The following is a 7,627-nucleotide window of genomic DNA, read 5'->3' on the forward strand; positions in this document are numbered from 1 at the left end:
GGTCAGCCGCGGCCGGACTCCCCCGCCATCCGCTCCAGCCGGGCGATCCGCTGGTCCATGGGCGGGTGGGTGGAGAACAGCGCCGCCAGCCCCGCGGCACGGACCGGCGCCGCGATCATGAGGTGGCTCTGCGCGACCAGCCGGTCGTCGGCGGGCAGCGGGCGGGCCGTGGCGCCGGCGGAGATGCGGCGCAGGGCGCTGGCCAGGGCCAGCGGGTCCCCGCTGAGGCGGGCGCCGTCGGCGTCGGCCTCGTACTCGCGGCCGCGGGTGACCGCCAGCCGCACCAGCCCGGCGGCCAGCGGGCCGAGCAGCACCAGCAGCAGGGTCCCGAGGACGCCGCCGTCGCGGTCGTCGTCGGAGCGGCCGCCGAACAGCGTGGCGAACGTGGCCAGGTGCGCCAGGTAGGTGACGACGCTGGCCAGGGCGCCGGCGACGCAGCCGACCAGGACGTCGCGGTTGCGGACGTGCGAGAGCTCGTGGGCGAGCACCGCCCGCAGCTCGCGGCGGTCGAGCAGCTCGAGGATGCCCTGGGTGCAGCAGACGGCGGCCCGGCGCGGCGTGCGCCCGGTGGCGAAGGCGTTCGGCTGGTCGGTGGGGCTCACGTAGAGGCGCGGCATCGGCTGGCGGGCCTGGGTGGCCAGCTCGCGCACCATCGCGTACAGGCCCGGCGCCTGCGTCTCGGTGACCGGGAAGGCCCGCATCGCGCGCAGGGCCAGCCGGTCGGAGGAGTACCAGGCCCAGCCGTTGACCCCGAGCGCGACGACGAGCGCCACGAGCAGACCGCCCCGCCCGCCCACCAGTGCCCCGGCGGCGAGGGCGAGACCGGCCACCAGGCCGAGGAGGAGCGCCGTCCGCACCCCGTTGTCCCATCGCCGCACGCCCCGGTGAACGGAACGGCCGCGACCGCCGTTCCCGGCCCCGCGCTGCGACCCCCGTCACGGACGGGAGTGGAGCGGAACAGCGGTCCGTCGGGGAGGGTTGGTGCCGAGAGTGCCGCACTCGGCGACGGGTCCCGTGAGCTGCCTCACAGGACCGGCACGTGAACCCGGCCCGTAACCTGAGCCGTCGGAGGTAAACCTGATGACCGTCACCGGATCGCCCCTCACGCCCGGCAGCTCGGCCCCCGGCGGGCTGGTCAAGAGCGTCGTCGAACTCGACCGCGTCGTCATCCGGCTGGCCGGCGACTCCGGCGACGGGATGCAGCTGACCGGCAACCGGTTCACCAGCGAGACGGCGTCCTTCGGCAACGACCTGTCGACGCTGCCCAACTTCCCCGCCGAGATCCGCGCGCCGACGGGGACCCTGCCCGGCGTCAGCTCCTTCCAGCTGCACTTCGCCGACCACGACATCATGACGCCGGGCGACGCCCCGGACGTGCTGGTCGCGATGAACCCCGCGGCGCTCAAGGCCAACCTCTCCGACCTGCCCGGCGGCGGGCTGGTGATCGCCGACAGCGACGAGTTCACCCCGCGCAACCTGGCGAAGGTCGGCTACGCGACCAACCCCCTCGAGGACGGCTCGCTCGACGGCTGGCAGGTCGTCGCCGTGCCGCTGACCTCCATGACCCTCGAGGCGCTCAAGGACTCCGGGCTCGGCAAGAAGGAGGCCGAGCGGAGCAAGAACATGTTCACCCTCGGCCTGCTGAGCTGGATGTACCACCGGCCCACCGAGGGCACCGTGCGCTTCCTGGAGCGGCAGTTCCGCCGCAAGCCGGAGATCGCCGCGGCGAACATCGCGGCCTTCCGCGCCGGCTACAACTACGGCGACACGACCGAGGCCTTCGCCGTCTCCTACGAGATCAAGCCGGCCCCGATGGCACCGGGCCGCTACCGCAACATCTCCGGCAACCAGGCGCTGGCCCTCGGGCTGGTCGCCGCCGGGCAGCGGTCGGGCCTGCCGGTCTTCCTCGGCGCCTACCCGATCACCCCGGCGTCGGACATCCTCCACGAGCTGTCCCGGCACAAGGCCTTCGGCGTGCGCACCTTCCAGGCCGAGGACGAGATCGCCGGCATCGGCGCGGCGCTGGGCGCCTCGTTCGGCGGCGCGCTGGGCATCACGACGACGTCGGGCCCCGGCGTCTCGCTGAAGTCCGAGACCATCGGCCTGGCCGTGATGACCGAGCTGCCGCTGGTGATCGTGGACGTGCAGCGCGGCGGGCCGTCGACCGGCCTGCCCACCAAGACCGAGCAGTCGGACCTGCTGCAGGCGATGTTCGGCCGCAACGGCGAGGCGCCGCTGCCGGTGATCGCGCCGCGCTCCCCCGCCGACTGCTTCGACGCCGCGCTCGAGGCGTCGCGGATCGCGCTGAAGTACCGGACGCCGGTCATGCTGCTCTCCGACGGCTACCTGGCCAACGGCGCCGAGCCGTGGGCGATCCCGGCCGCCGACGAGCTGCCCGACCTGCGGGTGGAGTTCGCCACCGAGCCCAACGGCGCCACCGCCGACGGGACGCCGGAGTTCCTGCCCTACCTGCGCGACCCCGAGACCCTGGCCCGGCCGTGGGCGGTCCCGGGCACCGCGGGCATGCAGCACCGCATCGGCGGGCTGGAGAAGGCCGACAAGACCGGCAACATCTCCTACGACCCGGCCAACCACGACCTCATGACCCGGCTGCGGCAGGCCAAGGTCGACGGCATCGCCGCCGACATCCCGCCCACCGACGTCGACGACCCCGACGGCGACGCGCGGGTCGCGGTCATCGGCTGGGGCTCCACCTACGGGCCGATCGGGGCCGCCTGCCGGCGGATCCGGCGCTCGGGCCGCAAGGTCGCCCAGATCCACCTGCGGCACGTCAGCCCGATGCCGGCCGACCTCGGCGAGGTGCTGAGCCGGTACGACCGGGTGGTCTGCCCCGAGATGAACATGGGGCAGCTCGCGCTGCTGCTCCGCGCCAAGTACCTCGTCGACGTCCAGAGCCACACCCAGGTGCGCGGGCTGCCCTTCCGGGCCGCCGAGCTGGCCGGGGTGGTCCAGGACGTCATCGACTCCACCACTCCGACCGCCAGCACCGGAGGCCAGCAGTGACCACCTCCCCGCACGTGCACGACCTCGGCATGCCGGGGACGCCGATCGACGACCGCATCCAGCAGGCGATCGCCGACTCGGTCGTCAGTCAGGGCGAGAAGCAGACGGCCCTCAAGGCCAAGGACATGAAGACCGACCAGGAGGTGCGCTGGTGCCCCGGCTGCGGTGACTACGTCATCCTCAACGCCGTCCAGAGCTTCCTGCCCTCGCTCGGGATCGCCCGCGAGGACATGGTCATCGTCTCGGGCATCGGCTGCTCCTCGCGCTTCCCGTACTACATGAACACCTACGGGATGCACTCGATCCACGGCCGCGCCCCGGCCATCGCCACCGGCCTGGCCGCCTCCCGGCCGGACCTGTCGGTGTGGGTCGTGACCGGTGACGGCGACGCGCTGTCGATCGGCGGCAACCACCTGATCCACGCGCTGCGCCGCAACGTGAACATGACGATCCTGCTGTTCAACAACCGGATCTACGGGCTGACCAAGGGTCAGTACTCGCCGACGTCCGAGGTCGGCAAGGTCACCAAGTCCACGCCGATGGGCTCGCTGGACCACCCGTTCAACCCGGTCTCGCTGGCCATCGGCGCCGACGCCACGTTCGTCGGCCGGGCGATGGACTCCGACCGCAAGGGCCTCACCGAGGTGCTGCGGCAGGCGGCCGAGCACGAGGGCACCGCGCTCGTGGAGATCTACCAGAACTGCAACATCTTCAACGACGGCGCCTTCGACCTGCTCAAGGACCCGGCCACCGGCCCGATGTGGACGATCCCGCTGGTCCACGGCGAGCCGCTGGTGTTCGGCCCGGACGGCGCCTCGTGCGTGGTCCGCGACGATTTCGGGGGCCTGCGGATCGCCGAGACCAACCAGGTCGACGCGAGCGAGATCGTCGTCCACGACGCGACCCGCCAGGACCCGTCCTACGCGTTCGCGCTGTCCCGGCTGTCCAGCCAGGACCTGCGGTACACGCCGATGGGCGTCTTCCGGTCGGTGCGCAAGCCCACCTACGACCGGATGATGCTCGACCAGCTCGAGGAGGCCCGCACCGGCGGCGCCGGCGACCTCGACGCGCTGCTGGCCGGCAACGACACCTGGACCGTCTCCGCCTGAGGCGTCTCCGCCGGGCCCGTCTCCCTCAGGGGAGGCGGGCCCGACGCGTCTCCGCGAGCACCCCGGCGAGGAGAGGGAGGGCCCCGGTGAGCCGGTCGCGGGACGGGGCGGCGAAGCCCAGGACCAGGCCGGCGGCCGGGTCGTGCGGCCCCGGGCCGGTCAGGTGCCGGGCCAGCCCGTCGACGGCGAGCCCGCGGGCGGCCGCGGCGGCGACCACCGCCTCCTCGGCCGCGCGGTCCGGCAGCGGGACGAACACGTGCGCCCCCGCCGGGTCCCCGGCGACGGCCACGCCCGCCGCGGCCAGCGCCTGCACCACGAGGGCCCGCCGCTCGGACAGCTCCCGGCGCAGCCGCCGCAGGTGCCGGGCCAGGTCGCCCGAGGACGCCAGCGCCGCGAGCACCCGCTGCCCGGCCCGGGCGGGACGGGTGCCGGTCGCCGTCCGGGCGGCCACGAGCTCCGCCCGCAGGCCCGGCGGCGCCACCAGCCAGCCGGTGCCGAGCGTCGGGCTGACGACCTTGCTGCTGGTGCCGAGGTGCACCACGACGTCGGGGGCGAGGGCGGCCAGCAGGGGCAGCGGGGCGACGTCGTAGCGCAGCTCGCCGTCGTAGTCGTCCTCGAGCACCCACCAGCCCTCGGCCCGCGCGCGGGCGACCAGCGCCACGCGGCGGCCCGCCGACATCCGCCGGCCCAGCGGCCACTGGTGCGCCGGCGTGCAGTAGACCGCGGCCAGCCCGTCCGGGACGGCGCCGACGACCAGGCCGTCGTCGTCGACCGGGCAGGGCACCACCTCGACGCCGGCCGCGCGCAGGGCCCCGGCCGCCCGCTGGTAGCCGGGGTCCTCCACGCCGACCCGGCTGCCCGGCGGGAGCAGGCGGGCGACCTCGCTGACGGCGGCGGACGTGCCCGCGGTGGCGAGCACGTCGGCGGGGTCCACCGGCAGGCCGCGGTGCCGCAGCAGGTGCCCGGTCACCGCGGCCTGGAAGGCGGGCTCGGCCGCGGGCTCGGGCGCGGCGTCGGGGAGCTCGTCCCCGGCGGCCCGCCAGGCCCGCCGCCAGGCGGCGCGGTCGAGCACCTCCAGGCACGGCGACCCGGCGCGGAGGTCCACGGCCGCGGGCGCCGGGCGGGTCCGTCCGGCGCGCGACACGGGCACCGGCGCCCCGGCGGGGGCGGTGCCGACGACGAAGGTGCCCGCGCCGCGACGGCCGGCGGCCCAGCCCTCGGCGAGGAGCTGGTCGTAGGCGGCGGCGGTCACCGTGCGACTGACGCGCAGGGCGGCAGCGAGCTCGCGGGTGGACGGCAGCCGGTCACCGGGGCGCAGCACCCCGCCGGCGGCCGCGCTGCGGAGGGCGTCGGCGAGCTGCACCGCCAACGGGCGGGCAGAGGTGCGGTCGAGGACGACCGGTGGCATGTCCACGGGCACCTCCGTGCGCGAAGTGGCCTGGTCGATCGGCAGCGTACTGGCCCTTCCGGGAGGCCAGTCGGCGTCGCAGGGTGGTCCCGTGAGCACCGCGCCGCCGCTGTCCCCCACCGCCCGCAGCACCGTCCGTCGGGGTGCCGGGCGCGCCCGCACCGACCGCGCCGAGCTGCACGCCGTCCTCGACGCCGGGCTGGTCGGCCACCTCGGCGTCGTCCTCGGCGACGCCCCGGTCGTGCTGCCCACCGGCTACGGGCGCCGCGACGACACCCTCTACCTGCACGGCTCCACGGGTGCGGCCACGCTGCGCGCTGCGGCCACCGGGGCGCCGGTCTGCTTCACCGTCACCCACCTCGACGGCGTCGTCTACGCCCGCTCGGCGTTCCACCACTCGGTCAACTACCGCTGCGCCGTCGTCCACGGGACCGCGCGCGTGGTGTCCGACCCCGAGGAGCGGCTGCTCGGTCTGGAGGTGCTCACCGAGCACCTGGCGCCGGGGTCCTGGGCGGCGACCCGGCGGCCCACGCGCCGGGAGCTGGCCGCGACGGCGCTGCTGGCCCTCGACCTGACCGAGGCCAGCGTCAAGGTGCGCACCGGGCCGCCGGTCGACGACGACGAGGACCTGGGCCTCCCGGTGTGGGCCGGCGTGCTCCCGCTGCGCACCGTCGTCGCCGAGCCCGAGCCCTGCCCGCTGCTGCCGGAGGGGACGCCGGTCCCCGACCGGGTGCTCAGCCGGCGGGTGTGACGCGCAGGAGGAGGTCCTCGCCGTCGCCGTTGTCGGTGGTGACGTACAGCGCACCGTCGACGCCGAGCCGCGGCGTCCGGATCCGGCCGAAGCGGTCCTCGAGCTCGGGGACGCGGAACTGCTCGGTCAGCCGCCCCTCGTCGTCGATCCGCAGCGCGAGCACGCCGGTGTCCTTCTGCACCCCCACGAGCAGCAGCCCGTCGTAGCCGCCCCACGGGGTCCCGCTGAGGAAGTCGGCACCGCTGGTGGCGATCGTGGGGTCCCCGGACGACCAGACCGCCGGGACGGCGTCGGGCAGCCGGGGGTCGGTCATCGGGACGCTCTCGTCGTAGGAGCCGTCGGCGCCGTCGGGGTCCCAGCCGTAGTTGCCGCCGGGCACCGACCGGTTGACCTCGTCGTCGCGGTCGGGGCCCTGCTCGACGGTGTAGACCTCCCCGGTCCCCGGCCGGACGGCGATGCCCTGCACGTTCCGGTGCCCGTAGCTCAGCAGCAGCCGGGTGACCGGGTCCGGGTCGCCGGCGAACGGGTTGCCCGGCGCGGGCCCGCCGGTGGCGGCGTCGACCCGGAGCACCTTGCCGGCCAGGGTCGATCGGTCCTGGGGGTTGCCGCCGACGGTGTTGTCGCCGGTGCCCACGAGCAGCGCGCCGTCGGGCGCGAAGCGGACGCGGCAGCCGCCGTGCCGTCCGGTGCGTTCGTTGACCGGGATGCCGCCGACCAGCGGGTCGGCGACGCGGGTGACGCGGGTCCAGCCGGCGTCGACGTTCCAGGCGATCACCTGGATCTCCGCGCCGCCGTCCTCCTGCACGCCCTGGCAGGTGTAGACCCGGCGGTTGTCGGCGAAGGCCGGGTCCAGGGTCAGGCCCATGAGGCCGGTCTCGCCGTCGGCGAAGAGGTCGGAGAAGTCGGCGTCGAGCTCCCGGGCGGTGCCGTCGGGCAGCACCGCGGTGAGGCCGCCGCCGCGCTCGTCGAGCAGCAGGGTGCCGTCGGGCGCCTGGGCGACGTCCCAGGGGTGGTCGAGCCCGTCGAGGACGGTCTCGACCTGCAGCTCGAGCGGGCCGCCCGGCGCGGTCGCCCCGGCGTCGGGGGCCTCGGTGGCCGCCTCGTCCTCCTGCGCACCGGGCAGGTCGCCGGTCCCGCCGGCTCCGTCGGTCCCGGAGCAACCGGCCAGCGCCAGGACGGCGGCCAGGAGCACGGCGCGGGAGGACCTCACGGCGCCGAGCATCCCCGAGCGGGGGGGGGGGGGGGGGGGGGGGGGGGGGGGGGGGGGGGGGGGGGGGGGGGGGGGGGGGGGGGGGGGGGGGGGGGGGGGGGGGGGGGGGGGGGGGGGGCGGCGGG

The 7,627-nt window shown here is 75.9% G+C and carries 6 protein-coding genes; 3 read left to right on the top strand and 3 right to left on the bottom strand.

Features of this window, described 5'->3' with window-relative positions; translation table 11 throughout:
- Positions 1-2: 2 nt before the first annotated feature.
- Positions 3-878 carry a zinc metalloprotease HtpX gene (gene htpX, locus ACI79B_RS18770; RefSeq protein WP_456929533.1) on the bottom strand — a complete coding sequence of 292 codons (876 nt, stop codon included), beginning with the start codon at positions 876-878 and terminating at the stop codon, positions 3-5.
- 202 nt (positions 879-1,080) lie between these two features.
- Between htpX and ACI79B_RS18775 the strand changes: the two genes are divergently transcribed.
- Positions 1,081-3,024: a 2-oxoacid:acceptor oxidoreductase subunit alpha gene (locus ACI79B_RS18775; RefSeq protein WP_456929534.1), complete on the top strand. Its 1,944-nt coding sequence runs from the start codon at positions 1,081-1,083 to the stop codon at positions 3,022-3,024.
- Complete coding sequence (locus ACI79B_RS18780; RefSeq protein ID WP_456929535.1) at positions 3,021-4,133, top strand: 2-oxoacid:ferredoxin oxidoreductase subunit beta; 1,113 nt, start codon at positions 3,021-3,023, stop codon at positions 4,131-4,133. Before ACI79B_RS18775 ends, ACI79B_RS18780 begins: the two co-directional genes overlap by 4 nt.
- A 25-nt stretch (positions 4,134-4,158) precedes the next feature.
- On the opposite strand, the gene pdxR is transcribed toward ACI79B_RS18780, so the two are convergent.
- Positions 4,159-5,541 (bottom strand): MocR-like pyridoxine biosynthesis transcription factor PdxR, encoded by a 1,383-nt coding sequence (pdxR, locus tag ACI79B_RS18785; RefSeq protein WP_456929539.1) that lies wholly within the window; start codon positions 5,539-5,541, stop codon positions 4,159-4,161.
- 91 nt (positions 5,542-5,632) lie between these two features.
- Here pdxR and ACI79B_RS18790 point away from each other — a divergent pair, with 91 nt between their 5' ends.
- Positions 5,633-6,292 (top strand): pyridoxamine 5'-phosphate oxidase family protein, encoded by a 660-nt coding sequence (locus ACI79B_RS18790; RefSeq protein WP_456929536.1) that lies wholly within the window; start codon positions 5,633-5,635, stop codon positions 6,290-6,292.
- Here ACI79B_RS18790 and ACI79B_RS18795 read toward each other — a convergent pair.
- A complete protein-coding gene (locus tag ACI79B_RS18795; protein ID WP_456929537.1) occupies positions 6,276-7,502 on the bottom strand; it encodes a PQQ-dependent sugar dehydrogenase in 1,227 nt (408 codons plus the stop codon). The genes ACI79B_RS18790 and ACI79B_RS18795 overlap by 17 nt on opposite strands.
- Between the last annotated feature and the right edge of the window lie 125 nt (positions 7,503-7,627).

The sequence above is a fragment of the Geodermatophilus sp. SYSU D00879 genome (assembly GCF_054050375.1).

What these genes read in the sequence shown, in the direction of transcription:
- ACI79B_RS18775 (WP_456929534.1), top strand. Translation starts at nt 1,081, where the DNA reads ATGACCGTCACCGGATCGCCCCTCACGCCCGGCAGCTCGGCCCCCGGC.
- pdxR (WP_456929539.1), bottom strand. Translation starts at nt 5,541, where the DNA reads ATGCCACCGGTCGTCCTCGACCGCACCTCTGCCCGCCCGTTGGCGGTG.